The 1232-nt window shown below is 45.0% G+C and carries 1 protein-coding gene; it reads left to right on the top strand.

What is annotated here, in order from left to right; all coding sequences use genetic code 11:
* A partial coding sequence (locus ACFUTU_RS21410) for a phage portal protein (protein ID WP_377967964.1) occupies positions 1-1074 on the top strand: 1074 nt, incomplete at its 5' end.
* Positions 1075-1232: the final 158 nt, after the last annotated feature.

The following is a 1232-nucleotide window of genomic DNA, read 5'->3' as shown; positions in this document are numbered from 1 at the left end:
GCGGATAGGGCGGGGCAAAAGAGAATAAAGATCAGTTATGTTACTGCCGATTGCTTTATCCCATTGGCATATTCAAACGGCGATATAACGGAAGGTGTGTTCCTAACTGTGTCGAAGAGGGGCAATAAGTGGTACACGCTACTCGAATGGCATCAATGGGATGGCGAAATATATGTCATTAAAAATCAGCTGTTCCAATCGGATAATAACCGTGAATGGGGAATAGAGGTAGCGCTTGACACACTTTATCCCGATTTAGCCAAGGAAGCGACTATCGAAGGACTTTCACGCCCTTTGTTTGTTTATTTCAAGCCAAACATAGCAAATAACATTGATTTGCAAAGCCCTTTAGGTGTTTCGCTATATGCGAATGCTATCGACACAATAAAAGCCCTGGATACAGCCTTTGACAGCTATCACCGTGAATTCAGGTTGGGTAAAAAGCGTATCATTGTTCCACACTCAGCTATCAGGACAGTTGTTAACGCAGAAACCGAGGAATTTCACCGTTATTTTGACGCTAGTGACGAAGTATACGAGGCTTTCAACTTTGAAGATGTAGACAGGCAACAGATTGTTGACAACTCTATTGAGCTGAGAGTAGAAGAACACGTTAAGGCTATTCAATCCCTATTGGATCTTTTCGCAATGCAAATAGGGTTTAGTCCTGGCGTGTTCTCTTTTGATGGTCAGGGCGTAAAAACGGCTACTGAGGTAGTCAGTGAGAACAGCAAGACATTCCAAACGAAGAACAGCCATGAGACTGTGATCGAAGAGGGAATTATAAATCTGATTACCACTATTTGCGAGATCGCAAAGCTTTACAAGGTGTTTACTGTCCCTCCTGACTATGATGTGACCGTTGACTTTGACGACTCTATTGCAGAGGATCGGGATGCCAACGCCAACTTCTATCTGAAGTTAGTTAACAGCGGGCTGATGCCTCGTTATATGGGCCTTATGCACATTCTCAAAGTGCCTGAAGAGAAAGCGCGGGAGCTTATCAAAGAAGCGAAGGAAGAAGCGGCAACCGAGCTGCCAGATGTTAGTGAAATTGGCGGCGGCGGTGTCTGATGGCACGCGTAACACCTGAGAAAGCGGAACAATTGTCCTGGCCTATCGTTCAGATATATTCGTCCATTCAGACGGAGATATTAGAGAACATTGGCGCGCTGCTGGCGAAGGATACAAAAGCCTTGGAAGCGGACGTTAATCAATGGTATGCGCTGAAG

This window comes from Arthrobacter sp. NPDC057388, from assembly GCF_042668165.1.
In the GTDB taxonomy this organism is placed as follows: domain Bacteria; phylum Actinomycetota; class Actinomycetes; order Actinomycetales; family Micrococcaceae; genus Arthrobacter.
Note: the sequence above shows the minus strand (reverse complement) of the source record. Positions and strands in the feature narration are given on the sequence as shown.